The sequence below is a fragment of the Pedobacter jeongneungensis genome, from assembly GCF_039538295.1.
In the GTDB taxonomy this organism is placed as follows: domain Bacteria; phylum Bacteroidota; class Bacteroidia; order Sphingobacteriales; family Sphingobacteriaceae; genus Pedobacter; species Pedobacter jeongneungensis.
In genome coordinates, this window is the sequence record NZ_BAABBY010000019.1 from 33753 (window position 1) to 58177 (window position 24425).

Annotated in this window: 25 protein-coding genes, 1 tRNA gene and 2 rRNA genes; 9 read left to right on the top strand and 19 right to left on the bottom strand. The window is 38.5% G+C overall.

Annotation, left to right across the window (positions count from 1 at the left end; genetic code table 11):
* Positions 1-179: 179 nt before the first annotated feature.
* From gatA to ABD769_RS24265, 14 genes are all read right to left on the bottom strand, one after another.
* Positions 180-1598 carry an Asp-tRNA(Asn)/Glu-tRNA(Gln) amidotransferase subunit GatA gene (gene gatA / locus ABD769_RS24200; RefSeq protein WP_344853946.1) on the bottom strand — a complete coding sequence of 473 codons (1419 nt, stop codon included), beginning with the start codon at positions 1596-1598 and terminating at the stop codon, positions 180-182.
* 17 nt (positions 1599-1615) lie between these two features.
* Complete coding sequence (locus ABD769_RS24205) at positions 1616-1816, bottom strand: Sec-independent protein translocase subunit TatA/TatB (RefSeq protein WP_029986031.1); 201 nt, start codon at positions 1814-1816, stop codon at positions 1616-1618.
* Positions 1817-1827: 11 nt separating this feature from the next.
* Positions 1828-2187, bottom strand: coding sequence for a Sec-independent protein translocase subunit TatA/TatB (locus tag ABD769_RS24210; RefSeq protein WP_344853947.1), 360 nt, complete (start codon positions 2185-2187; stop codon positions 1828-1830).
* 43 nt (positions 2188-2230) lie between these two features.
* Positions 2231-3526 carry a murein hydrolase activator EnvC family protein gene (locus ABD769_RS24215; protein ID WP_344853948.1) on the bottom strand — a complete coding sequence of 432 codons (1296 nt, stop codon included), beginning with the start codon at positions 3524-3526 and terminating at the stop codon, positions 2231-2233.
* A gap of 187 nt (positions 3527-3713) precedes the next feature.
* Positions 3714-4505, bottom strand: coding sequence for a lipoprotein insertase outer membrane protein LolB1 (gene lolB1, locus ABD769_RS24220; protein WP_344853949.1), 792 nt, complete (start codon positions 4503-4505; stop codon positions 3714-3716).
* A complete protein-coding gene (locus ABD769_RS24225) occupies positions 4483-6177 on the bottom strand; it encodes a tetratricopeptide repeat protein (RefSeq protein ID WP_344853950.1) in 1695 nt (564 codons plus the stop codon). The genes lolB1 and ABD769_RS24225 overlap by 23 nt, the downstream gene beginning before the upstream one ends.
* A gap of 125 nt (positions 6178-6302) precedes the next feature.
* A complete protein-coding gene (gene dut, locus ABD769_RS24230) occupies positions 6303-6737 on the bottom strand; it encodes a dUTP diphosphatase (RefSeq protein ID WP_344853951.1) in 435 nt (144 codons plus the stop codon).
* Positions 6738-6811: 74 nt separating this feature from the next.
* Positions 6812-8293 (bottom strand): lipopolysaccharide biosynthesis protein, encoded by a 1482-nt coding sequence (locus tag ABD769_RS24235; protein WP_344853952.1) that lies wholly within the window; start codon positions 8291-8293, stop codon positions 6812-6814.
* Positions 8294-8370: 77 nt separating this feature from the next.
* Positions 8371-8643 carry an acylphosphatase gene (locus ABD769_RS24240; RefSeq protein ID WP_344853953.1) on the bottom strand — a complete coding sequence of 91 codons (273 nt, stop codon included), beginning with the start codon at positions 8641-8643 and terminating at the stop codon, positions 8371-8373.
* A 66-nt stretch (positions 8644-8709) separates the two neighbouring features.
* On the bottom strand, positions 8710-9666 hold the full coding sequence (locus ABD769_RS24245) for an NAD(P)H-dependent flavin oxidoreductase (protein ID WP_344853954.1): 957 nt from the start codon (positions 9664-9666) through the stop codon (positions 8710-8712).
* A 50-nt stretch (positions 9667-9716) separates the two neighbouring features.
* A complete protein-coding gene (locus ABD769_RS24250; protein WP_344853955.1) occupies positions 9717-10679 on the bottom strand; it encodes a D-2-hydroxyacid dehydrogenase family protein in 963 nt (320 codons plus the stop codon).
* Between the two features lies 1 nt (position 10680).
* Complete coding sequence (locus ABD769_RS24255) at positions 10681-11817, bottom strand: Fic family protein (RefSeq protein WP_344853956.1); 1137 nt, start codon at positions 11815-11817, stop codon at positions 10681-10683.
* 182 nt (positions 11818-11999) lie between these two features.
* Positions 12000-13166: an amidohydrolase family protein gene (locus ABD769_RS24260; RefSeq protein WP_344853957.1), complete on the bottom strand. Its 1167-nt coding sequence runs from the start codon at positions 13164-13166 to the stop codon at positions 12000-12002.
* A gap of 120 nt (positions 13167-13286) precedes the next feature.
* A tRNA-Thr gene (locus tag ABD769_RS24265) sits at positions 13287-13359 on the bottom strand.
* Between the two features lie 375 nt (positions 13360-13734).
* On the opposite strand from ABD769_RS24265, the gene ABD769_RS24270 reads away from it, so the two are divergent.
* The 4 genes from ABD769_RS24270 (at position 13735) to ABD769_RS24285 (ending at position 16240) form a co-directional block, all read left to right on the top strand.
* Positions 13735-14049 carry a GDYXXLXY domain-containing protein gene (locus tag ABD769_RS24270; protein ID WP_147224473.1) on the top strand — a complete coding sequence of 105 codons (315 nt, stop codon included), beginning with the start codon at positions 13735-13737 and terminating at the stop codon, positions 14047-14049.
* Positions 14050-14131: 82 nt separating this feature from the next.
* Entirely contained in the window at positions 14132-14443 is a 312-nt protein-coding gene (locus ABD769_RS24275) for a hypothetical protein (protein WP_344853958.1), read from the top strand.
* A 79-nt stretch (positions 14444-14522) separates the two neighbouring features.
* A complete protein-coding gene (locus tag ABD769_RS24280; protein ID WP_116169014.1) occupies positions 14523-14837 on the top strand; it encodes a hypothetical protein in 315 nt (104 codons plus the stop codon).
* Between the two features lie 71 nt (positions 14838-14908).
* Positions 14909-16240 carry a sigma-54-dependent transcriptional regulator gene (locus ABD769_RS24285; RefSeq protein WP_344853959.1) on the top strand — a complete coding sequence of 444 codons (1332 nt, stop codon included), beginning with the start codon at positions 14909-14911 and terminating at the stop codon, positions 16238-16240.
* Here the strand turns inward: ABD769_RS24285 and ABD769_RS24290 are convergent, their stop codons facing one another.
* Positions 16241-18718, bottom strand: coding sequence for an ATP-binding protein (locus ABD769_RS24290; RefSeq protein ID WP_344853960.1), 2478 nt, complete (start codon positions 18716-18718; stop codon positions 16241-16243).
* Positions 18719-18857: 139 nt separating this feature from the next.
* On the opposite strand from ABD769_RS24290, the gene ABD769_RS24295 reads away from it, so the two are divergent.
* Positions 18858-19547: a helix-turn-helix transcriptional regulator gene (locus ABD769_RS24295; protein ID WP_344853961.1), complete on the top strand. Its 690-nt coding sequence runs from the start codon at positions 18858-18860 to the stop codon at positions 19545-19547.
* Here the strand turns inward: ABD769_RS24295 and ABD769_RS24300 are convergent.
* Entirely contained in the window at positions 19544-19882 is a 339-nt protein-coding gene (locus ABD769_RS24300) for a type II toxin-antitoxin system RelE/ParE family toxin (protein ID WP_344853962.1), read from the bottom strand. The genes ABD769_RS24295 and ABD769_RS24300 overlap by 4 nt on opposite strands.
* Positions 19872-20111 (bottom strand): hypothetical protein, encoded by a 240-nt coding sequence (locus ABD769_RS24305; RefSeq protein WP_344853963.1) that lies wholly within the window; start codon positions 20109-20111, stop codon positions 19872-19874. Before ABD769_RS24305 ends, ABD769_RS24300 begins: the two co-directional genes overlap by 11 nt.
* A 137-nt stretch (positions 20112-20248) precedes the next feature.
* Between ABD769_RS24305 and ABD769_RS24310 the strand changes: the two genes are divergently transcribed.
* The 4 genes from ABD769_RS24310 (at position 20249) to rlmN (ending at position 23562) form a co-directional block, all read left to right on the top strand.
* On the top strand, positions 20249-20785 hold the full coding sequence (locus tag ABD769_RS24310; protein WP_344853964.1) for a DinB family protein: 537 nt from the start codon (positions 20249-20251) through the stop codon (positions 20783-20785).
* A 121-nt stretch (positions 20786-20906) separates the two neighbouring features.
* Entirely contained in the window at positions 20907-21428 is a 522-nt protein-coding gene (locus tag ABD769_RS24315; RefSeq protein ID WP_344853965.1) for an NADPH-dependent FMN reductase, read from the top strand.
* A gap of 27 nt (positions 21429-21455) precedes the next feature.
* Positions 21456-22418 (top strand): 23S rRNA pseudouridine(2604) synthase RluF, encoded by a 963-nt coding sequence (rluF, locus tag ABD769_RS24320; protein ID WP_344853966.1) that lies wholly within the window; start codon positions 21456-21458, stop codon positions 22416-22418.
* A gap of 88 nt (positions 22419-22506) precedes the next feature.
* The gene (gene rlmN, locus ABD769_RS24325) at positions 22507-23562 is read left to right on the top strand and encodes a dual-specificity RNA methyltransferase RlmN (protein ID WP_344853967.1); all 1056 of its coding nucleotides are present in this window, start codon (positions 22507-22509) and stop codon (positions 23560-23562) included.
* Between the two features lie 545 nt (positions 23563-24107).
* Here rlmN and rrf read toward each other — a convergent pair.
* Together rrf and ABD769_RS24335 are read right to left on the bottom strand one after the other, a co-directional pair.
* Positions 24108-24219: ribosomal RNA gene (rrf, locus tag ABD769_RS24330) — 5S ribosomal RNA — on the bottom strand.
* A gap of 81 nt (positions 24220-24300) precedes the next feature.
* Positions 24301-24425, bottom strand: a 23S ribosomal RNA gene (locus ABD769_RS24335); the annotation flags it as partial.

Genomic DNA, 24425 nt, shown 5'->3' on the forward strand with positions numbered 1-24425 from the left:
GCTATTGGTTAAATTTTCATAAGCCGCGGTGCAAAACCTTAATCATCCTATCCATAAACGGAGCAGGATAAATAATTCCATGATTACCTCAGGGAAACGACTCATGAAATGCCATTGCCATACTTCAGTTTAATGCAATAATGCGCTAAAATGTTCCGTATTTCGCAACGACGATAAAACTATGATAAAAATGCCTGAGAAAAAGCTAAAAGCTTATCTTCCTCAAAATGTTTGGCTGTAAATTGAATACTTAACGGCAAACCAGCTTCATTATTGCCCAAAGGCAAAGCAATAGCCGGATTTCCGCTCAATGATGGTAACACGGTAAAAATATCAGCCATGTACATAACCAGTGCATCCTGTACGTTATCGCCGATTTTAAAGGCTGCTGTTGGTGCCACAGGAGACAGAATTAAATCGTAATCCTGAAATAAATCATCCATTTTTTCCCTGATCAGGCGACGAACCTGTTGTGCTTTTTGGTAGTAAGCATCGTAATATCCGGCACTTAAAACAAAAGTACCTAAAAGGATACGGCGTTTTACCTCTTCGCCAAAACCTTCGGCACGGGATAATTTATACAGTTCGTTTAACGATTTCGCTTCGGTATTGCGGTGTCCGTAATGTACACCATCGTAACGCGAAAGATTAGAAGAGGCTTCGGCCGCGGTTAAAATATAATAAGCCGGAACCAGGTAATCCAGCAGATCGAATGAAACATATTCAACGGTATGTCCATCTGCTTTTAGCTTTTCTATCGAAGCTAAAATGGCCGATTTAATCTCCGGATCAAGGGCATCGCTCTCAATCGTTTCTTTTAAAACCGCTATTTTTTGTTTTTTATGTTCATTTAAACGCGCAGGATAATCGGGAACGGCCAAAGGTGAAATAGTCGAATCGTGCTCATCGGCACCAGCCAGAACCTGCAAAAGTAAAGCTGCATCTTCTACCGATGAAGTAATTGGCCCCACCTGATCAAATGAAGAGGCATAAGCGATAACGCCATACCTCGAAATGCGGCCATAGGTTGGCTTTAAGCCAATCTGCCCGCAAAAAGCAGCTGGTTGCCTTACTGAGCCTCCTGTATCGGTACCCAAGGCCGCCAGACACATATCTGCCTGAACAGCTACTGCCGAACCGCCGGAAGATCCACCGGGAACCAGCTCAGGATTTGCAGCATTTTTTACCGCTCCATAGTAAGAAGTTTCGTTAGAGCCGCCCATAGCAAACTCATCACAGTTTAAACGGCCGATAATGATGGCATCTTCCTGTAACAAACGTTCAACAACGGTTGATGAATATGGAGATACAAAACCTTCGAGCATTTTTGAAGAAGCAGTAACAATATGGTCTTTGTAACAGATATTGTCTTTAATGCCAATTACCATCCCTGCCAGTTTACCTGCAGTACCTGCTTCTATTTTTTGCTGTATCGCTTTTGCCTGAACTTCGGCCGAATAAAAAAACACCTCGTTAAATGCATTGAGGTGTTCTTTATCTTTAATCTGCTTAAAATAATAAGCCAGTAAATCGGGTAAAGTTAATTGCTTTTGCGAAATGAGTGCCTGTATCTCTTTTAGAGCGCTGTATTTCTTCAAAACTAAAATTATTGCAATTAAACGGTTTTATCACGGTTAGATGGATCTACCTGATCTCCATCAACACCATCTTTTCCATCTTTAAATTCTTTAACACCTTTACCTAAACCTCTCATTAGTTCAGGGATTTTTTTACCACCAAATAATAACAAAACCACAACCGCGATAATGATAATTTCTGGTGTTCCAAGCATTGCTGCTATTGTTGTATTTAACATAACTTTTTTGTTTAAACTTTATGATTGTCTGCTACAATTTTTTCGTCAACCGGGGTGCTTGATTCCGTATGTGGCACACTTGCCGCAACTTTTTCATCAACAGGCGTTTCTTCTGCCGGATGGTGACGCTGACTATGGTTTACCGCTGTTTCTTCCGCTTCTTCTTTATCTAAATCCATAGCATTAATATTCCTGTGGATTTCACGCTTTACTCCCTCAGATGCATCTTTAAACTCTCTGATCCCTTTTCCAAGTCCTCTTGCCAGCTCAGGCAGTTTTTTACCACCGAACAATAATAAGACTACCACTAAAATGAGCACGATCTCCGATCCACCCATGTTTAAAAACTCTAATAACGTGCCTTGATACATCACTAATATAATTTATACAAATATAAACATTTTAAAAACTATTCTATTTACTAATCCAGGCTTCAGGGTTTAAAGCCGACTGACCTCTCCTGATCTGGAATTTAAGGATAGCATCATCCCCGGTATTGGCCACTACGCCAATGGCCTGTTTGGTATCTACATCATTACCTACACTCACACTCACCGATCTTAAATTCTGGTACACCGTAAAGTATTCACCATGGTTGATCAACACCACTGTTCTGCCCATAAACACCTGTACAGCAGCAACTTTACCGGAAAATACCGCCCTTACTGTTGCACCATCGCTGGTGGTAATATCTACCCCATCGTTGGTATATGTGGCCTGGTCTACCTTGTGCATGCCAAAACGTTCGGTGATGGTACCTGTAGCAACCGGCCAAGGTAACCTTCCCCTGTTGTTTTCGAAGCCGGCCGATAACCTTGCAGCTTCTGGTGTTGCGGTTAGCAACTCACCGGTCGATTTTGCTTTCGCCGTTGGCGCTGCTGGGGCTGCAGGAGCCGGTTTATTTTCTGCTTTGGCTTTTGCGGCAGCAATCCTCGCTTCTTCTGCTGCTTTTCTTCTGGCCTCTTCGGCAGCTTTTCTTCTGGCTTCTTCAATCGCCCTCTGGATAGCCGCACTAATGGCCCTATCTATCTGCGCCTGTTGTTTCTTTCGGGTATTGATATCCTGCTTAAACTGCTTTTCATCTTTACTCAACTTACTTAATACAACAGACTGCTCACTTTTATCTTTACCTAAACGCTCGCGCTCACGCTCCTGCTCTTTTAACAGGTCGCTTTTTTCGCGAAGTGTTTTATCCAGCACTTTGATCTTACCATTCAGGTCTTGCTGTGTGTTTTCGATGTAACCAGCCTGTTTTTTCCTGTACTGGCTAAACTGTTGTAAGTATTTGATCCTTTTATAAGCCTGGTTAAAATCTTTCGAGGCGAAAATAAACATCATTTTATCGTACGAGTTCCTGTTCCGCTGTGCAAAACGAATCATGCCAGCATACTCTTTTTTAAGATCGCCCAGCTGACCTTGCAACGTATGTACGGTATTTGTGTTCTGAGAGATTTGGTTATCCAGATTTTTAATTTCAGAATTGATTGTACCAATTTTATCCTGGCGCAACCTGATCTGGGCATTTATGGTATTAATCTGCTGTAAGGTAAGCTTTTTACCACTGGCAGTTTTATTCAAATTCTTTTGAAGCTGTTCGATTTCACGTTGTATAGCTTCTTTTTTCCTTCTGAGCTGACTTTCAGTTTGCGCAACCGCCGAAAGGGTTAGCACGCTTAAAAAAAGGATAAATAGGAGTTTTTGTAGCTTCATTAAGCCAAAAGTATAAAAATTTTATAGTAAAAAGTATTAAAATCGAGATACTAAAGTCATAATTACTTATTACAGAACCGTCTTCACCTAATCTTCACATAAAACAAAGTTTGCCAAAGGTAAGCTACTTAAGGAGCAGTTAACCCTGGCAAACCATTTATGATCATGATTAAATGTAACTCTGAAGCTAGTTTACAACCTTAAACCTCTTTGGTACAGTAAACGGAAAATCAACCGGAACATTGCCATCAATTTTTACATACTGTAAATCGATGTTTATTTTTTTCGCTTTAGAGAGCGTGTTGATTTGTAAAGCACCTGGGAATAAAGATTCGTTTAGTTTTTGATAATCGGCATAAGTAACCTTTAATGCCTGACCGTTTTTACTATCGTTCAGATTGGTCTCAGCAACTTTAAAAAGCGTATTGAAAAGCAGTTTGTAATCCAGTTCTGCTTTGCTGCCCGAAACTACCCAAACACCATTTTCCTGTTTAACATCTGATTGCTGGGTTAAAAATTCGCCCATGGCATTACCTGTTAAAATAGACTGTAAAGTATTAAAATTAACCTGTTTATTGGTGAAATTATAAACATAACTGAAAGGCTTTTTCAAATATTCACTTTTCAGGCGGTTCATAATCTTGATGCTATCGGGTGTAATCAATGCACGGGCAACTTCTGCCATTCCGCCCAATGCAGTAATGCTTACCCAGATGGTTTCCTTATCTTTCATTTTGAAATTCATGGTTACATCATTAGCATTGCCGCTGATATCCAAAGTTGCCTTGGCTTTTAAAGATAAGGTATTAAATTTAAGCTGTTTACTATTTAACAGCGTTAAGGTTTCTGCTTTAGAATTATCGGTTTTGGTTTCCGTTTTAGTAGGCGGAGCCACCACAATTTCTTTTTTAGGCTTACAGGCCGAAACAAAAACTACCGCTCCCAACAGGAACACGCTATTTAAAATACTTCTTTTCATTTATCTTTTTAATTAATACTTCTGATCCGTTTCCGGCCTCTTTTGCTTTTTGCCACTGGATAACTGCCTGATCCTTTTCACCTTTCATAAAAAGAATATCTCCATAGCGTTCCAGGTAAACACCATTTTTATCGCTATTGTTTTGCAGCGCTTTTTCGATCCATGTTTTTGCCAGCTCGTATTTTTGCTGTTTAAACAGGATAAAGGCATAAGTATCGATCACAGAGGGATTATTTGGCATTCCGTTGGCCGCAGTTTCTGCATATTTTGCCGCTTTTGTTAAATCATCATTCTTTAACGCTAAATAATAGGCATAATTATTCATGATGAGGTAATTATCGGGCTCTATTAAAATGGCTTTTTCGAAAGCGGTTTTTGCTGCCGAAAAATTATTCTGATTAATAAAAATGTCTCCCTGTAAGGCATAAATCTGCGCCTGCAAACTCTTATTTTCTACATCCAGCTGCAGCGAAGTTTTTAAATTGCCAAGCGCAGGCTCATATTTACCTGTTTTATATAAAGCATAGGCCATATAATAATATAAACTGGCCTGGTTGGGATAAATGGTTAAGGCTTCATCACCCACTTTTACAGCATCATCGTAATGACCCAATAAGGTTTGAATATTGATAACCTGCTCCCAAACCACATAAACCTGTTCGTTAAGTTTTAAAGCAGTCTGATATTGAGCCAATGCCTCTTTCAGGTTGTTTTGCTGATAAAGCACATCGCCATAGAGCGCTAAAGCTTTGGCATCATTTGGATTTTTTTCTGCGACCAGTTTGCTCAGCTCGGTTACGTTTTTAGCCACAATGGGCTGGCTCAGTTTCGGGAATAAGGCTGCTATGATTTTAACTTTTTCTGTTAAAGGCATTTCGGCACTTTCAAAAGCCAGTTTTAGCGAAGCAAAAGCTGCTTCATCATTTTTTTGCCTGCGGTAAATATCGGCCAGGGCAAGGTTGACTTCAAAATTATTGGGTTCTAATTTTTGTGCTCTAACCAGTACTTTTAATGCTTCGGGATCATTTCCTTTTTGTAAAAGCAGACCAGCAGCATATAAATAATTTTTTACATCGGCCTGGTTACCCTCCAGTAATTTTACAATATCACTTTCGGTGGCGCTTCCATTGGCCTGAAACCGTTTTCTGGCATTTGTTAAATCTCTTGAATCGCCAAATTTAACCTGTATCTCATCATAGGTTTTTTTAGCGGCATCCAACTGGTTAGCTAAAAACTGTGCATTGGCCTTATCGAAATAATAGGCATCATTTTCAGGGTCAATGCGGATCAGCTGATTAAAAACTTCAATCAGCTCGGGCATTTTATTGGTGCGTTTATATATTTCGCCAAGCAAACGCCAGTACCATAAATTATCGGCATTTAACTTAATGGCCTGTTTTATATTCTGCTCTGCTTCGGGGAGTTTATCTAAACGGAGATTGGCATTGGCCAGCTCGAAATATGCAGCGTGGTTATTGGGATCTAAACCAACAATTTTATTAAAATTGGTAGAGGCAACCACATAATTTTCGGACATTTTCTCACGCAAGCCGGCAAAAAACAATTGTTTTACCACATTGCTGTCGCGATTGGTAGCTGGCGTAACCGTTCCTTGCCCAAACGTTTGGGTACATATAAAACCTAACACAAGAAAAATAATCCCTCTAACCATAATTATAATTTTGAATGAGTGAATTTTGAATGAATGAATTTTGAATGAGTGAATTGGCAAAGTGCAAAATCAAGTCTAAATAATTCAATTATGTATATCTAATCACTAATTCTATCTTTCGATCCTTAAACTTTTCCCGTATGCCCGTAACCACCCTCTCCACGTGCCGTTTCTCCCAGTTCAGTAACAGGCTGCCAGCTTACGGTTTCGTGTTTGGCCACTACCATTTGGGCAATCCTGTCGCCATTAACAATTTTAAAATCTGTATCTGATAAATTTACCAATAAAACTTTTATTTCGCCACGGTAATCGGCATCAATTGTTCCAGGAGAATTTACGATGCTAATGCCATGTTTATAAGCAAGTCCGCTCCTTGGCCTGATCTGCGCTTCATAACCAATTGGCAGTTCGATAAACAGGCCTGTTGGCACCAATAAGCGCTGCAAAGGTTTCAGTATTATTTCTTCTGTTGTGGCAGCGCGAAGATCCATCCCGGCTGCATGCGCAGTTTCGTATTGCGGAAGCGGATGTTCTGATGTATTGATAATTTTTATTTCCATTTTATAGCTGGATGTTTAGGTTGATGGATCATAGTTTATTTAGTCCATAGTTTAAAGGCTGTGGACTATAAATTTTAACCCTTTTTCAGCATTTTCATCACATTATTCTTCTCAAAATAGAAAATACCTAGCAGAAATAACACTAAAATACCGTTTCCGATGTAAATATTGCGTTTAAAAACCCAAAATGATAAGTACACCATCACTATTGAGACCACTATGTATAAACTCATGGCTTTAAGCTTATAAGGTATAGGATAATGTTTTTGTCCCAATAAATAAGAGATTACCATAATGATAAAATACGCAAACATGGATACCCATGCCGAACCCATATAGCTGAATTTAGGAATGAGCAGAATGTTCATAATAATGGTAAAAACTGCTCCTACCAACGAAATGTACAGACCATACCTGGTTTGATCGGATAAACGGTACCAAACGGATAAATTCATGTAAATACCTAAACAAACGTACCCGAATAATAAAAAAGGCACGGCATTTAACCCCACCCAATACCTCGAATTAATAAAATATTTAATGATCTCTATATTAGCTGTTAAACCCACAAAAAGGATGGATAAAGCGAGTACAAAATAATATAAGATGTTGGCATAGGTTTGCTTAGCATTAGCATTTTTAGCATGACTAAAGAAAAACGGTTCGGCACCTAATCTAAAAGCGGTATTAAAAATACTAATGAAGATGGCCAGTTTGCACACGGCCCCATAAATACCTACATCGTGATTGGCAATGCTTTCTGGCAGGTATTTTCCCAATAAAATTTTGTCTAAATTTTCGTTGATAATAAAAGATAAATTAGCAACTAAAACCGGCCAGCTGTAGCCCAGCATATTATTGAACAAGCTTTTATTGAATTTAAACTGGATTTCTAAAAACTGGGGGATAAGCATCAGCAGGGTAACTATACTTGCAATTAAATTGGCAACAAACACATAACCCACCCAACGGCCTTTATACCAGGAAGTAAACCATCCGCTTAATATATCATGTTTGATGAGGAATGGAATAACGTAAATAAAAACCAGATTTAAACCTACAAAAGTGCCAATATTAAGGAATTTGATCAGGCTGTATTTAAATGGCTTTCCATCGGCCCGTAATTTGGCGAATGGGATTACACTAATGGCATCTACAAATAAAATCCACGCAAAATAATGTACATAAGATTCTTGGTCGGCCAATTCTGCAATGTTACCATCTAAGGTGTACCTGGCCAGGTAATCTGAAAAAATTAATGCGGTGATTAAAAACAGGGTTGATATAAAAGCAATTACCAAAAAGCTGTTATTGTACACTTCCTGCTTCCGATCTTCATGTTTATTTAAGTACCTGAAAAAAGTGGTTTCCATCCCAAAAGCCAAAATTGGATTGATGATAGATACATAACTGAACATTTTGGTAAAAACACCATAAACACCAGGAGCGAAAACACCCGTGTAAACCGGCGTTAAAATAAAGTTGAACAACCGCGAAAAAATGGTACTGATACCATAAATCATGGTTTGCCCAAGAAATTTTTTATATACAGACATTTAGTATTGAGATTTGAGCATTGCGTATTGAGATAAGCTCCCTGGGGAACAGTATAGCAATCCAACAATTCAGCAATTTATTTTCTTAAAACTTCAAAATTACGATAGTTTTTTACTTCGCCATCGCTTACTGTTACATTTTCTACACGCGAGCGGTCGGGACCTTCGTGGCACCAGTTCACAAATTCTTCGAGGAAAATTTCTTCGCCTTCTGCTTCGATGTAAACCGACCCGTCTTTCTCATTCCTTACAAAACCGTTAACCATCATCTGGTTGGCAATAATTTTGGTAGTTTCCCTAAAGCCAACGCCCTGCACTTTGCCGGTTATAATTATATTAAGATGTTTCATTTATTGTGATAAGGTTGAAATGTTTTAATGTTGCAAAGTTAATAATCCAATCGTTTACCGATTTGTTTATAAGTTTAATTCGTGGAATAAACTGTTAAATCTTTGTAATCCGGATTTAAATTCCAGCCAGATTTCATCGAGAATGGCTTTTGCAGGTTTAATTTCCTTGAGTAATGCCGAAACCTGGCCGATTTCGAGCTCCCCGTTTTCCATATCTCCCTCAAACATCCCTAACTTTGCCCTTGCCCTGCCTAAAAGTTCCATTAAGCGGCTTCGATCGGCTCCTTCGGCTTCAGCTACGGAAACAGCGTCAGCAAATTCATTTTTCAATAACCTTACCGGAACGAGCTTTTTCATGGCCAGTTTGGTATCTCCTTCTACTGCAGAAATAATTTTATTCTTAAAAGCCGGATGGGCTGATGATTCTCCGGCAACTGCAAAGGCAGAACCGATCTGAACGGCATCGGCACCTAAAGCAAAAGCAGCTAACATGGCTTTACCACTGCCGATACCTCCGGCAGCAATCACGGGAATTTGCACTGTTTCTTTAATCATCGGGATTAAACATATGGTAGTGGTTTCCTCCCTACCGTTATGTCCGCCAGCTTCGAAACCTTCGGCAACAATGGCATCTACGCCCGCTTCTTGTGCCTTTAATGCAAATTTTGTATTCGCTATCACATGAACAACGGTAATTCCTTTCTCTTTTAAGGTGCCGGTCCAGGTAGCGGGATTACCAGCTGAAGAAAAAACAATCTTAACACCTTCTTCAATCACTACCTCAATGATTTCCTGAATATTTGGATAAAGCAATGGAATGTTTACTCCAAAAGGTTGATCAGTAGCTGATTTACACTTTTGGATGTGCGTTCTTAAAACTTCAGGATACATGGAGCCTGCACCGATAATCCCCAAACCACCGGCATTAGAAACTGCCGAGGCCAACTTCCAGCCGCTACACCAAACCATTCCGGCCTGGATAATGGGATATTGAATATTGAAGAGTTTACAGATTGGGTTCATAAAAATTTTTTAGTGATGGTACGTGGTGACACGTACCATTGCGCTTTATATTAAAGTATTTCGGGGTTGGCAATATTTGTTGGTTTTCCGTTGATATAATTGATGATGTTTTCGAATGCTTTACTAAAATATAATTCGTAACTATTCTTTTCTACATAACCAAGATGCGGTGTGCAAACCACGTTCGGCATATTGAGCAGTTCGAAACCGGTATCGTAAACGGGCTCATTTTCATAAACATCTATGCCGGCAAAACCCGGCCGGCCTGCTTTTAAAGCTTTAATCAGGTCTCCTTCTTCTATTAGTTCTGCACGGGAAGTATTAATCAAAACCGAAGAGGTTTTCATTACATTTAAATCTTCCTGCTTTACAATACCAGTGGTTTCTTTATTTAAACGGAGGTGAAGAGAAACCACATCGGCAGTTTTAAAAAAATCGGTTTTACTTTGTGCCGCTTCAAATCCATCATTTACTGCATTGGATCTGGATTGCTCACTGCCCCACACCAAAACCTTTGCCCCGAAAGCTTTCGCATAACCGGCGATTAGTTTCCCGATTTTTCCATAACCCCAAATCCCGATTGTTTTTCCGCTCACACTTTCACCGATATTCGTTTGCCACTTACCTTTTTTCATCCCTTCAATTGCATTTGGTACCTGTCTTAAAACATTCATTAACAAAATCCAGGTTAATTCTGCCGGAGCAATTGGAGAGCCTACCCCTTCGGCAACCGCCACTTTATATTTAGTGCAGGCATTTAAATCAAGGTGATTGGAAATTTTGCCTGTTTGACTGATTAGCTTTAAATTGGGTAACCTTGAAAGTAAGTCATCAGTAATCGCTGTCCGCTCCCTGATCAAAACCAAGGCTTCAACATCTTTTATTTTTTCGGCTAAAGCATTAGGATCTTTTTCTGTCTGATTAAGAATAACAACTTCATGCTGCTTTAATAAACTAAAACATTTCAGTTTTCTAACCGCATCCTGATAATCGTCTAATATGGCTATTTTCATATTATTCTGAAAGAATTCTATACAATTCTAAATTAAGAAAATAATGTCCTTTACCTACCGACCTCTTTTCAAGTATCCCCATTTCGGTTAACTGGTCTAAATACTTTCTTGCCGTATTTTCTGCATATATTCCTTTCTTAACCAAATGCTGAACTCGTGTAAAGGGTTGCGTAAATATTGAATTTATTAACGAATCTGGCCGCTGGATATCAGTGTCTTCTAAAACAGCCCTCATAATTGCTTCTTTAGCTATAATAATATCATTTATTTTATCGTAGGTAATATTCGCTGTTACTTCAACCGCTTTAAGCATATAAAGTATCCAATTTTTCCAATTTCCACGTTGGGTAATTCCTGCAAGACCACTATAATACTCTTCTTTATTTTCCATAATATACTTGCTTAAAAAAAGTATGGGGTAATCTAGTAATCCTTTTTGCGTTAAATAATTAATATTAAAAATTCTTCCTGTTCTACCGTTACCATCACGAAATGGATGTATTGCCTCAAATTGATAATGCCCTATTGCCATTTTAAGTAATGGGTCCAACGGGTAGTTTATTTCATCATTAAGAAAATTAATCAGGTTATCCATTTTAGCTTCGATTACACCCGCTCCCCTGGGTGGTGTATAAAACACTTTTCCTGCATTTGGTCCCGAGCCACCCTCCTTAATTACAACTTGAGCCACTGGTGGTCGTATTCCATCATTAAACCGACTAACAATCCGATACATTTTGATAAAATATTCCCTATCGATAGGTTTATTTTCCTGAAGATATTGATGACCTTCCCATAACGCTTCTCTATAATATAGAATTTCTTTTGCCGGACCATTTACCTGACCGACATTTTCTTCACTATATGCTTTATAAAGTTCATCATCCGTAGTAAAAATATTTTCAATCGCACTTGATGCTTTTGCTTCCTGCAAACTAATAGAATTAATAAGTAGTCCTTGATTGGGAATAACAATACTTCTACCTTGAAGACGTCCTAATGCTGCTTTACTATTGCCAAGTTGTAATAAAATATCAATGTCAAGGTAGATAACTGGATCAACTGGCAGTTCAGGAAGTGAGTTCCAAGGTTTGGTACGATCTGGATTAATGGCAAATGGCATATTCAAATATATCATTATTAACATTAAAAATTTAAATATTTAATGTCAAAATATAAAATCACCTCAAACCATTAAAGGCAAACACATTTCACATTAAAAAAATGATTTTTTAATGCGAAACTAATAAATGCTATTAAAATCTAATCCAAATTAAATTTATGCCTTAAAAAATTTGATGTTTTAAGGCATTAAATCCATTATATTAATCTCTCTACCTTATCACTTTCAATTATAAAATCAGCCGATAGCTGGATCAGATTTAATCCTGGTTTTTTACCAGTTTCTATTGTTCCTAAGTGTTGGTCAAGAGCTAAAAATTCGGCACCGTTTATAGTTGCCCAACTCAAAAGCGCTTCGAAGTCTACTTGTTTATGTTTTTGCAAGGTGATCATTTCCGACAGGATATTAAGCTGATGGTTACTCGCCAAACTATCGGTACCCAAGGTGATTTTCACTTTTTCACCTATCAGGAGATCAACGTCGGGCAAAGTGTTTTCAATATAAAGATTAGCCTGCGGACAAAGGCACCAATATAAATTCTGATTGTGTGCTTTCGCAAATTCGATATCAGCTTTATTTGAAACGGTATTGTGCACCAATAAAGCTTTTTGCTCCTTAATATAAGGTAGCCAGCTTTGTAATGATGTTTTATTTAAGGGTTCAAAAAAAGAGATATCCAGCCCTAAAAATTTGTATAAGTCTAAAAATCCTCCTGTTTTACTTTCGAAAAAAGCATTTTCATTATCCGTTTCCTGATTATGCACACTGATAAAAGCATTATCTTTTTCAGCTTGAACCCTGATTAATTCAAATAATTCGGGAGATACAGTATAGGGTGCGTGTGGAACGATAGATGCCGGCAGCGATTCAAAATCCTGTTTAACGCCTTTAACATGGTCCATTATGGCGCCAGCTCTTTCAGGGTTAAAACCCAATGCCTCTATAAAGGTATGGTAATGGATTTTACTTTTTTGTTTTACTGCTTTGGAAGAAACCTGGTTTGAAATATCGCCAACAGCCACAATGCCGTTTTCGAACATCTTTTGATCAGCATTGTACATGGCCTCTAAAATCTGCTCTCCGTCGGCCTGCCTGTTTGTAATAATGCTCCGCACAAATTCGACCAATCCAGTGCGTTCGGGAATTTGCCCCTGCATGTGCGAAAGTTCCAAATGGCAATGGGTATTAATAAAACCAGGAACGATAGCGCCTTTGTATTTTATGATGTCCAGACCATGGTTTGTAATCTCTTCTTCAGTTAAGATTCCTGCAATTTCACCATCCGGACGTACAGCCACCGCCCCATTTTTTACCGGAGCCGAAGCAACAGGAAAAATCCAATCGGCTGAAAAATATTTTAGCATGATGCAAATTAGCGCAATAACAGCAGCAAAAAAAATATTTTTCTACGCCTGGGTTGTTTTTGAAAATGAAATGATTTTAGGATTTTTTCTAAATAAACTAGAAAAGCGGGAGAGAAAAAGAGCCTCCTATCGGAATCGAACCAATGACCTACTGATTACAAGTCAGTTGCTCTACCAGCTGAGCTAAGGAGGCTTTTAATCGGGCTGCAATGATAGAAAAAAATCTTCTTTTTTCAAAAATTGAAATTTATTTTTTTTTTGCATTATCTGATGTTTCCATCTGATAGTTATGTAATCTCAGAATGCAGCTATTTCATCTTTACCTGAAAATTGCCCTCCCGGTCGTATGGTAACATCCAACTGCATGCTAAAGATTAAGAACTTCTGTTAGAAATAACTGCAAAACTTGTAGTCATTCACCACAAAGTGTGGAGAAATTCCACAACTTTAAAACTTTGGCACAACAATAAATTACTGAAAATCAATTATTTAAATAAAAATATTTGTTTGGCACCATTATGAAACATTAGCAAGTATTGTTACACAAATAAATTTTAAAATATATACCATGAAAAAATTCGTTTTAGCAGCTACAGTATTAGCATTCGCAGGATTCTCAGCAGTACAGGCAAGTGAAGTAAAAGATTTTAAAACTACTGCAATTGTTGCAGTTCAAGATAGCGCAGTGAAAACTCCGGTTAAACTGGAAGAATTACCTGAGCCAGTAACAACCGCATTAAAATCTGATGCATATAAAGGTTGGACCGCTACAGAAGCGTGGTCGGTTAAAGAAGGTACTAAAGAGTATTATTTAATCAACGTAAAAAAAGAAGCTGAAACCGGTTCGGTAAAAATCGATAAAGACGGTAAACCAGTTCAATAATCAACATAAAAAATTAGCGCTCCGTAATTAACAAGTATTTAAACAGTAACGAAAGTTACCAATCATATTAAAACAGAATATCATGAAAAAGATCATTTTAGCCGCTACATTAGCATTCGCAGGATTTACAGCAGTACAAGCAAGTGAAGTAAATACAATCAAAAACGCAGCAATTATCGCAGTTCAGGATAGTGCAGTAAAAACTCCGGTTAAACTAGAAGAGCTTCCTGCTCCGGTAACCACCGCATTAAAATCTGATGCATATAAAGGATGGACCGCTACTGAAGCCTGGTCGGTTAAAGAAGGTACCAAAGAGTATTATTTAATCAACGTTAAAAAAGAAGCTGAAACCGGTTCGGTGAAAATCGACAAAGACGGTAAACCAGTTCAATAATCTCAAATAAATACGCCATAAAGGCATAATCAACATAAGCGCGGCCTTCGGGCTGCGCATAAACTAAAAAAGAAACAAGATGAAAAAATTAATTTTATCAGCTGCGTTCTTAGCTTTTGCAGGATTCTCAGCAGTACAGGCAAGTGAAGTAAATACAATTAAAAACGCTGCAATTGTTGCAGTTCAGGATAGTGCAGTTAAAACTCCGGTTAAACTGGAAGAATTACCTGAGCCGGTAACAACAGCATTAAAATCTGATGCTTATAAAGGCTGGACCGCTACTGAAGCATGGTCTGTTAAAGAAGGAACAAAGGAATACTACTTAATCAATGTTAAAAAAGAAGCAGAAACTGGTTCGGTTAAAATTGATAAAGACGGTAAACCCGTACAATAAAAACCCAAATATTACATCTACCTATTACAAAAGAAAGCCGGATTATGTCCGGCTTTTCTTATTTTTGTTACATGGCGAGAATCCTGATTCTAGAAGACGATACAACATTTGCTCAATTACTTGAAGGTTTTTTAACAAAAAACGGTCATGAGATTACCCTTGTAACCCATGTAAAGCAATCTTTTAAACAAGTGGAGAGCAGCGAATTCGACTTACTTTTAATTGATTACCGGCTGCCTGATGGAACCGGTTTCGAAGTGCTTACTCACCTCCGCGATTTGGGCCTTTCTATCCCGGTTATCATCATGACAAGTTTTAATGATGTACGCACGGCTGTTAAATCAATCCAGTTAGGTGCTTTCGATTACATTACCAAACCGGTTAACCCTGATGAATTACTGATGGTAATTAAAAATTCTTTGGCTAAAAAGGATTTAAAAAGCATTACTCCAAAAGAAACAAACAGCGATTTTATTAAAGGCAAAAGTGCAATTGCCGATAAGTTATATGGACACATCAACCTGGTTGCACCTACCGATATGTCGGTAATTATACAGGGAGAAAGTGGAACAGGGAAAGAATTTGCCGCCAGAACTTTGCATCAGCAGAGCAAACGTGCAGATAAACCTTTTGTAGCCATTGATTGTGGCGCTTTATCAAAAGATTTAGCCGCCAGCGAATTATTCGGCCATGTTAAGGGTGCTTTTACCGGTGCTTTGAATGATAAAAAAGGTCAGTTTGAGGCAGCCAATGGTGGAACACTGTTTCTGGATGAAGTGGGTAACCTGAGTTATGAAGTACAGATTAAACTCCTCAGGGCTTTGCAGGAAAGGGTAATACAGCCATTGGGCAGTACTAAACAGATTCCTGTAAATGTTCGCATTATCACGGCTACAAATGATGACCTGGCCAATAGCATGCAACAAGGAGAATTTAGGGAAGATTTATACCACCGCTTAAATGAATTTAAGATCCAGTTGCCTCCATTACGCGATAGAGGTGGAGATTTGGAACTCTTTATCAACCACTTTATCCAGTTATCGAACCGCGATCTGGAACGGAATGTTAAAAGTGTATCTGCAGAAGCTAAAGCCTTACTGTTAAGTTACGATTGGCCTGGCAATCTGCGCGAACTGAGTAATGTGATTAAACGTATGGTGTTATTGAGTCCTGGTGATGTTGCCCAGATTGAAGCATTGCCAGATGAAATGATGATTTCTGTTCAGCACCAATCGGCCCCGGGCAATTCTTCGGACCTAAAAGCGGTAAACGAACAGAACGAAAAAACATTGATTACCGAAACACTCATTAAGGTTAGACACAACAAATCAAAAGCTGCTAAAATTTTAAATATCGACCGCAAAACGCTTTATGCAAAAATGGAGCGCTATGGGATTGAATAATTATTCTGCATTTGCATAATCCATTTGCTCAATAAAAGCAATCAGGCTATCCAATTTTTTAATTTGTTCCAAAACCTCAGCATTAGTTTTATCCGTTAAACCTTTTTCGGCAATTTCTATCTCTAAAGTGCGGAATGCATTCGCTAAAGTTTTAGAACCCATCTGTGCCGTACGCCCTGCTAAACGATGAACCAGTAACCTGCTTTTTTCCTGATCATTGTCCTGGAGATGCTTTTTCAGTTCTGCAGCATCATCAATAGAATCCTGTTTAAAACGGTTCAGGATTTTTTCAAGCATCTGCTGATCTCCAAAAGTCATTTTTTCGATAGATGAAAAATCAAATTCGGGCTGTTCGGCTAATATTTCTGTTTTATCAAAAATCGAAAGGATATCCACTGCCCTGAACGGTTTCATAATCAGCCCGTCAAAACCCTCACTCAAAACCATTTCACGTTCTTCTGGCAAAACCTGTGCGGTAATAGCATAGAATTTTACATGCTGCGGCAGTTTCTTTTTTAATAAATGGCAAAGTTCGAAACCGGTCATTTCAGGCATCCGCATATCAACCAGAACGTATTTTAAATCGGGGTCAGCTTCAGCGTGTAGAATGTCGGCAACTTGTGTAAAGCTTCTGAAAGGAATCTTGTTTTTCTGAAAAATCATTCCGCATAAGTCGAGAATCAGTTTATCATCGTCAATTACCCATACGGTACCAGGATTAATAATGGCATAATGTTCCAAATCCAGCGCATCATTTACCCTTTCAGTTGTATTTTCATATTTCATGAAAATATTAAAAGTGGTTCCGATGCCAGGCTTACTTTTCACGTAAATCCGGCCACCTTGTGTTTCGATCAATGATTTAACAATAGGTAAGCCTAAACCTGTACCTGTCTGATTGATGATATATTTTTCAGGAGATTCGATCTGTTCAAATTCATTAAATATTTTAGGAATATCTTTTTCTTCGAAACCAATCCCTGTATCTTTTATCGTAAAATGAAAATGCAGGTCATCTCCCTGCCTTTTGTAAGAAACAGATAAACCGATTTCGCCTTTCAGCGTAAATTTAACGGCGTTACCCAATAAATTAAATAAGATCTGCCTGAGTCTAAAAGCATCGCCCTTTACAAATTCGAGGTTAGCCAGATCGAGGGCTACATTTAACTGAAGGGATTTTTGTTCTGCCAAAGGCCTCATAACCGAAACCACTTCATCTAAAGCTTTTCTGATATTAAACACCTGGTTATTGAAACTAAATTCGCCCGAAATAATCCGGTTGTAATCCAATACTTCATTTACAATTTGTAATAAATGGATAGAGGACTGGTAAATGGCATCCACATCCTTTTTATTGGGCACATCCTGCTGGGTAATCAATTCGGCATAACCTAAAATAGATTGCAATGGTGTTCTGATTTCGTGGCTCATGTTAGAAAGGAAACGCTGTTTTGCTTTGCCATGATATTCAGCTTCATCTTTCGCCAGCTCCAAGGCCTTTCTGTATCTATTGCTCTTGGTAATATCTGCCAGGATCAGGTAAAGCAGGATTACCGTCAACAAAAAGAAAATGATAATAATGGTGGTGATTTGCGTAATCCCATCGTTAACCACTTCTTTGGCCTGGATGCCATTTAAATCTACCTGTGCTACGGCTTCGCCTTCTACTTCACGCAAAATTTGCAGCATTTTAGCCGTTAAAGCATTACTGGCGCTTGATAAATCGGCTTCGCGTTTTAAAAACTTCTGGCTCTTCTGACGTTGTTCGAGTTCTATATTTTTTAATGAACCCGTCATGCTTTTCATGATGCTGTCTTCAGCTTTTGCATTTAAGGTATCGCGTTTAACTTTAAATTCCTCGTTAATGATTTTGTAAACGTCGGATTTTTTCTTTCCAAAAAGTTTACTCAGAAAACCACGCGATTTTTGTTCTTCCTCTGGCGCTACAGTGGTGGTTGAGGTGGTGGTTTCGGTAGTTAATACAGCGCTATCGGTTTGCCTTGCCCTTGTAGCCACCAGCTCATTTAGTTTTTGAACTTCATCAGAGAACGATTTGGTATTTACCAGCGTTTCGCGCACTTTAAGGTAATTTACAAACTGTTTATCGCGGTCTGAGAGTAAATTTTTAATTGATTTGATCCTGGCCAACTGGGCAGAATCGCCACGGTATAGTTTCCGTAAGGTATCCAGGCTGGATCTTAATTTACGCGATTCCTTAAGAAAACTATAGGTACCCTGTTTATTAAAGGCTTCATCGCGCTGTAGTTGATCTAGCCTTGCAATTTTATGCGAAAGATCATTAACAATTCTTAATCGGTCGTTCGGCGCCGAAATTTCTTCAACGGTATTAAGCATCCGTGTAAAAGCAAACTTGCTGATGCCCCATGCCAATAGCAGCGCAAAACAGGCAAATAAGAAACCTATAATTACTTTACTTTTTATTGCCCGGAAGAAACGCTTTTGAATAACAGCCGCCATTTAATTCAGATTATATCTTAAACCATTATAATAACGGTTTATCGTTTAGAAATGATATCTGTTTATCGTTTACAAATAACGTACCACAAGAAAATTGGTTAAAAAGCTTTAATTTTATCAAGCCTAAAAAAAACCAGACATGAACCGTATCGACCGACTTTTCGGAATTTTAACTTTACTCCAATCCAAAAAGTATATTACTGCAGAAAAAATTGCAGAAAGGTTTAATATGAGTGTACGTACGGTTTACCGCGATGTTAAAGCACTTTGCGAGCAGGGCATACCGGTAAGTTTTGAGCAGCATAAAGGTTATTATCTTGTTCAGGGCTATTTTTTGCCGCCGGTTTCTTTTAATATGGACGAAGCCAATGCATTGTTACTGGTAGAAAGTTTGGTAAACGGTTTTGCCGATAACTCCATCCGAACGCATTACTCCTCTGCACTAACCAAGGTAAAAGCGGTATTAAAAACAAGCCAGAAAGAAAAACTGGAGACTTTAAACCAGCATATTAAATTACAGATTCCTGAAAGATTAAGTTTTAACTTCGAATACCTGTCGCTTATTCAGCACGCCATTGCCGAAAAACACCTCATCGAACTCGATTATAAAAATAATAAGGGTGAGGCAAGTAAGAGAGAGGTTGAGCCTATCGGTTTAATTTTCTACGCTTTTAGCTGGCATTTGATTGCCTGGTGCCATTACCGGAACCAGTACCGAGATTTTAACCTCACGCGGATTGTTTGTCTAAAAAATCTGGGCGTCCCTTTCAGGAAAACGCAACATATGCCATTAAGCGATTACATGCATCTGCTGCCGGTAAATTATTAAGAATCTATAATTCCGGCCTCTTTTAAACGTAATATAACATCGTCAATATTTACAGTTGAATGGTTGCTCTTTAGGTAAATTTCTGCAAGATAAACCATCTTCTCAACAATAACTACATAGGTTATCACCCTTGCACCGCCGGATTTTCCTTTATTCGAACCAGAAATGGATAATCGTATTTTATAAATGTTTTGGCCTAGATGAATCCCTAATTCAGGATTTATTTCTAAATCATTAATGAGTTTTAATAAATCAGATTTTATGCAGCGGTGTTTCTTAAAGATTTTTTTAACTTCCCTTTCAAAATTAGGAACCGTTTTAACCTTAAAGCTCATCTAAAAAATCTTTGGCATCCCGAAATTCTAATTTTCCTTCTTGGTGAAGTTTGATTTGCTCAAAAGAATCTTTTAGACGTTTATAAATTGCCTGTTCAGCCTTGTTAGGTGCTCTTTCTTTTGCTTTAATATTAGATGCGACCTCGTAGTTCAAGCCCAAGGCATCAAGCACAGCCTTTACAGCTTTTTCAGATTTCTTGTTTTCGATATTTACTGTTAACGTCGTCATTACCACAAAAATACAATTTTTGAATATAACATTTCTTAATTAATTATTTTTTTACACTGCCATAGGGTTGTCAGTAGCCCGTATTTTCTTTGTGTAAACCAACATCAAAAATCATGAGCATAGCTGATTTATTACTTATGGAATTACACACAGTAGAAAAAACAAAACAGAAAAATATGGACATTATTAAATTATTATTGAAAGAGTATGAAGCCGAATTTAATACTACAAAAAAATTCCTGGCACTGGTACCCGCTGATAAATTCGACTGGGCACCACATGAAAAAAGCATGAAAATGAAATCGCTTACTGTCCACATTGCTGATTTGCCCCGCTGGGTTACACTGGCTTTAACTACCGATGGACTGGATTTTGAAACGGCTCCTTACACAGAACCTTCAGTAGAAAGTACTGATGACCTGGTTAAAATTTTAGAGGAAAATTACGTACAAGGCAAGGCAGATTTAGAAAAAGCCACCGAAGAAAATTTAAACGGTCGCTGGGTACTGAGCATGGGTAAACAAGTGCTTGCCGATTATTCTAAATATGAAACCATCCGCCACTCGCTTAGCCAAACCAGCCACCACCGTGCGCAATTGGGTGTATATTTAAGGTTATTGGATATTCCAATCCCAGGAAGTTATGGCCCAAGTGCAGATGATCAGAACTTTTAGCTTTTTAATCTTTTTTAAAATGAACCATTGAAAACCTGGTACGTTTCAATGGTTCATTCGAAATGACGGTCGGATTACCAGTCCTTTTTCATAATTTATCTCCTCTTTGCTACTTTTAGCGATGAAAAAAATATTCGCGATTTCTGGCAGCACAAAAGCTTCATCAACCAACGGACTTTACCTTTCGGCAATTAGCCAGCTTTTAGGGGCAGCTTATGAGGTAACAATTTTTCCGTCTATTGCAGATATTCCACATTTCAATCCTGATTTAGATCTGGAAAATCCACCACAAAGCATTCAGGATCTTCGCTTAAATATCCTGCAGGCTGATGGCGTTATCATTTCTACACCAGAATATGCGATGGGTTTACCAGGCTCGCTAAAAAACCTGCTTGATTGGACCGTGAGTTCAGCATCTTTTTCTGGTAAGCCCGTATTAGCCATCGTGGCTTCAACACAAGGAGAAAAAGCCTATCAATCTATTATCGATATTTTAACCGTTCTAGAGGCCAGGGTATCTGCTCAGCTCATTCCGTTTGCAAAAGCCCGGATTAATAATGATGCTATTGTAACAGATCACCAAACTTTAGCAAGCCTTAAAAATACCATTGATGCATTTGTTGCCGGCATAGAGAATGGATAACACAATTTATTTCCGTAAAATTGCAGCATGAACAATAACTCTGCAACCCGTTTAAATAAATTCATCAGCGAAAGTGGATTATGTTCACGCCGTGAAGCAGACCGTTATATCGAAAAGGGCACAGTTTTCATCAATGGAAAAAGAGCAAAGGTAGGCGATCAGGTTTTTGCAGGCGATAAAGTGATGGTAAATGGTCACAACATCGAGCCGAAAGAAGAAAGCAATTTTATTCTTCTGGCTTTTAATAAACCCGTTGGCATTACAAGTACAACTGAGGCCAGTGTGCGCGATAATATTGTTGATTATGTGAACCATAGTGAGAGGATATTCCCGATCGGCCGCCTTGACAAAGATTCGTCAGGCCTTATTTTCCTCACCAATAATGGTGATATTGTAAACAAAATTTTAAGGGCAGGGAATAAACACGAAAAGGAATATGTGGTTACCGTTAATAAACCCATTACCGAAGATTTCATTTTCGAAATGAGTAATGGCGTACCAATTTTGGGGGTAAATACACGAAAATGCAAGGTTCGCCAGATCAGCACATTTGTTTTCAATATTATTTTAATTCAGGGTTTAAACAGGCAGATCCGTAGAATGTGCGAATATTTTGATTATGAAGTAACCAAACTCGAGCGTACGCGGATTATGAATATAAACCTTAAAGGTATCCCTACGGGAGAATTCAGGGAGCTTACCGAAGACGAGATGAAAGCCATTACCAAAAGTGTCGAAAACTCATCTTCTGAGGCTAAACCCAAAACCAAAAGCCCTACCAGAAAAAAAACAAATGCCTGGGAGGAAATCCCTGAACTGAGAGAAGAACAGCCTAAAAAAGCATTCAAACCAAAACCATCAGGTCAAAAATCATTTGGTAAGAAACCAGGTGGTCATTCAGGTCCAAAACCTGCAGTTAAAAGTAATTCCGGCAACAGAAATTCGAAACCAGCAAAAGGTAAGTCAAACACAAGAGGCAGAGGAAGATAAGCCAACCAATTGTAAAATTACGTGCTGATTAGTAGCCTTTTAGCTTTAGTCTTTCAGCTTAACGGCTTTTTAAGTACCTTTGCAACAAATGGCAACAGCAAAGAAAACCGATATCCGTGCACTAGATCTTCCCCAATTGCAACAACACCTTGTAGCGATGCAACAGCCTGCATTTAGGGCCAAGCAAATTTACCAGTGGCTTTGGGAAAAATCGGCTACGAGTTTCGAGCAAATGAGTAATCTATCTAAAGATCTTCGTAAGGCTTTGGATGAATCGTTTGCCATTAATGCGGTTCAGGTGAACAATTCCCAGTTCAGTAACGATCATACCATCAAAAATACTTTCCGGTTAGCCGATGGCAACATTGTTGAAGGGGTTTTAATCCCTCTTGAAGACCGAATGACGGCTTGTGTGAGTTCTCAGGTAGGCTGTAGTTTAACCTGTAAATTCTGTGCAACGGGGTACATGGACCGCAAGCGTAATTTAAACGCTGATGAGATTTACGACCAGGTTGTACTGATTGATAAACAGGCGAAACTGAATTACAATAATCCACTTACCAATATCGTGTATATGGGCATGGGAGAGCCATTATTGAATTATGCCAACGTATTAAAGTCTATCGAGCGTATCACTGCTCCTGATGGCTTAAATATGAGCTATAAACGTATTACCGTATCTACCGCAGGCATAGCGAAAATGATCAAAAAACTGGGCGATGATGGTGCTAAATTTAATCTTGCCCTATCGCTTCATGCTGCCAACGATGAAAAGCGTAATGAGATTATGCCTATTAATGAGGCCAACTCTCTAAAAGCACTGGCAGATGCGCTTAAATACTATTTTGCTAAAACCAAAAATCCGGTAACCTACGAATACATTGTTTTCAACCATTTTAACGATGAGATATCGGATGCAATGGATTTAGCCAAATTCTGTAAACATATTCCTTGTAAAGTAAACCTGATCGAATATAATCCAATTTCTTTTGCTGATTTTACTAATGCTGAAGGAGATAAGATTGATGCATTTTCAAATTACCTAAAAAGTCAGGGAATTAATACCAACATCCGTCGTAGCCGTGGTAAAGATATCGATGCTGCCTGTGGGCAGTTAGCCGTGAAAGAAGAGGCGAACGCTTAAATATTTTCCCTGTTTTTATTCTTAACCGTATTTCTTCAAATATTTTTTGGAGCGCAGGTTTCTGTGCGTGTGGGTTGGGTTCCGTCCTGCTGTACGCTTAATCCTTTTGGGAAATCATTTTAACATAAGCAATCATCTTTGCCCAAAAGGGATACCGCTCCCATCAGGGCTATTTAACCCATGACAGAAATATGATGGAAAACGGATGATGGAATTGCCTCTGCGGCAATCAGCATGATCTACGGGAACAACCCTTAACTTATCTAAACTCCTTAATGGTGAGAAATACTTTAGGTTCCTTTTATCATTAAGAAGTTAAGGCCATTAAGAAAAGGAATTTAACTTTAACTGTAAAACGGATGATGGAATTGCTTCCGCGGCGATCAGCGCCATTTGCGGGAACAAGCCTTAACTTATCTTAACTCCTTAATGGTGGAAATAATCCGGACCTGTTAATACCAAATGTTAGCTAATAAAACATATCGTTAAACCCGCTATAAACGAAGAAAACCCTTTAACATTGCTGTTAAAGGGTTTCTTTTAATATTTGGCACCGACCTACTCTCCCACGTGTTACCGCAGTACCATCGGCTCTGGTGGGCTTAACTTCTCTGTTCGGAATGGGAAGAGGTGGACACCACCGATATAGGCACCTAAATTTCTTTAGATAAGCTATCTCGAGCTTAAATGACATATTATTGAAAGAAGTTAGTTTGAAGAACAAACAACAGTCTGTTTGCTTTGAAAGCTTCGGATGATTAGTACTACTCGACTGTGCTGTCACCAGCTTTACATCTGTAGCCTATCAACGTAGTAGTCTGCTACGGTCCTATATGGAATTCTCATCTCGTGGCTAGTTTCGC